Source organism: Vibrio sp. 1557, assembly GCF_033340175.1.
Taxonomy (GTDB): domain Bacteria; phylum Pseudomonadota; class Gammaproteobacteria; order Enterobacterales; family Vibrionaceae; genus Vibrio; species Vibrio alginolyticus.
In genome coordinates this window covers 1-2,077 of record NZ_JAWOVZ010000068.1, presented here as the reverse complement: position 1 = coordinate 2,077, position 2,077 = coordinate 1, and the positions used below count along the sequence as shown (strand labels likewise).

2 protein-coding genes and 1 pseudogene are annotated in these 2,077 nt (G+C 44.3%); all 3 read left to right on the top strand.

The genetic code is table 11. The features are described 5' to 3' along the window. Positions 1 to 69: pseudogene (locus R7070_RS24565) on the top strand (elongation factor P); the annotation flags it as partial. Between the two features lie 137 nt (positions 70 to 206). After that, entirely contained in the window at positions 207 to 1,400 is a 1,194-nt protein-coding gene (locus tag R7070_RS24560; RefSeq protein WP_318141330.1) for an ISL3 family transposase, read from the top strand. A gap of 154 nt (positions 1,401 to 1,554) precedes the next feature. Beyond that, the coding region (locus R7070_RS24555; protein ID WP_411912993.1) for an NADAR family protein at positions 1,555 to 2,077 on the top strand (523 nt) is incomplete at its 3' end.

The following is a 2,077-nucleotide window of genomic DNA, read 5'->3' as shown; positions in this document are numbered from 1 at the left end:
TTCATCGCAATTGGCGAAGTGATCAAAGTTGACACTCGTACTGGTGAATACGTAGGTCGTGTGAAGTAATTAATACTTCTCTGAGAAAGGTCGCTTCGGCGGCCTTTTTTATTGGTTCATCGCGGATAAGCGGGAACTAAAAACAAAAACGGTAGTAAGTGATAGAGTTTTATCGCCAAACAAAACCTACACAAACTACCGTTTTCATGTCGAATCATACTTTCCTATCTTCATTCTGGGAAGGCTTTCATATAGTAAAGTCTCATCAGACTGCGTCATTAATAAAGCTCACTCTCAAACCTAATTCTATCGCTAAGTGTCCGTGCGGGCTTAAAGCTCAAGCCATACATGAGTATCAGTGGCGTAACGTGAAGGAAGCTACACTGTTAGGAGCTCCCGTTGAACTGTCCATTCAAACCCGACGCATCAAGTGCAGTAACTGCGGCATTAAAACAGAGCGGCTATCTTGGTTGGAACCTTATGCTCGTATCACTAAACGCCTACGAAGCTATATAGAACAGTTGTTACCTCTGCTACCAATTAAACATATAGCCCAAGTGACAGGCGTTCATTGGCAAACAATCAAAGAGATAGATAAGCGTCGGCTTCAACAAGTAGTGCCGCAAGTTAAATGGGGTGAATTAAGGCAACTCGTCATGGACGAGTTCGCTATTTTTAAAGGGCACCGCTATGCGACGGTCATTGCTGACGCGAAAAGCCATCAAGTTATCTGGATAGGACTAGGTCGTAGCCGCAAGGATATTCGACCGTTCTTTGAACAGCTAGGTGAGCATGGTAAAAATATCGAAGCTGTAGCAATGGATATGAATACGGCTTTTGACCTTGAAGTCCAAGAGCATTGCCCAAATGCTCGCATCGTTTACGACTTGTTCCACGTCGTTGCTAAGTTTGGTCGTGAAGTGATGGATAGAGTCAGAGTCGACCAAGCCAATAAGCTAAAACAAGATAAAAAAGCAAGGCAATGGGTCAAGCGTTCGCGCTGGGTGTTATTGAAAAATAGGGATAATTTAAATACACAACAGGAAAGCTACCTCACTGAAATATTGAATATGAATCAGGACTTGATGACAACCTACTTACTGGGTGCGCAATTAAAGGAACTGTGGCGTTGTGGATCAGAACTTCAGGCTAAAAACCTATGGCTGGTATGGTGGGAGCAAGTGAATGAGAGTGGAATTAAGCCACTTAAAGAGTTCGCTCGAAAGCTCCGTCCATACCTTCATGGTATCACTGCTGCAGCAAGCTATCCGCTGAATACCTGTACGCTTGAAGGGATAAATAACAAGATAAAGTTAATCAAGCGGATGGGATATGGCTATCGAGATACTGATTACTTCTTCTTGAAGATAAAAGCGGCTTTCCCCGGAAAGCCGCGATGAACCTTTTTATTTGCTAACCCCATCATTTAACCGAAGTTTCTTGCTCGTTTTATTTGTTCTCCAACCTTATTTTTATTCAGTCTGAAGTCACTTTGCTTGCTTACTATGGTTTGACAAATGGTAGAGGCGTTACTAAAAGATATATCAGTAGGATATGCCTTTTGTTGACTATCCATATCATCTAAGCAGGAGCGCGAATATGGTTGATCAGATCCTTTTCTACGAGCCCGATGAGCCGCACGGCTTCCTCTCCAACTTCTGTCATGCCCCCGTCGAAATATCTTCCCAATCTTGGCCCACCAGCGAACACTACTATCAAGCTCAGAAATTTGTTGATGCCCAACTGCAAACCAAAATTCAGCATGCCCAATCGCCGGATGAAGCGTTCGCGTTAAGCCGTCAGTACGAGCATCTCGTTCGCAGCGATTGGGACAACATGAAGCTCTCAGTCATGGCGTTCATTGTGCGAGAAAAATTCCTCCAAAACCCGAAACTTGCTCAGAAACTGATGCGCACGGGCAATGCTTGCCTTACTGAGCATTCGCACAAGGACGCATTTTGGGGAGATGGGGGAGACGGTAAAGGTTTGAACCACCTAGGAGAAATTCTGATGAACGTACGCGCAGAGCTGCGACATGTCGAGCCTTACAATTTGGTTAAGTTCATCGACAAAGCTA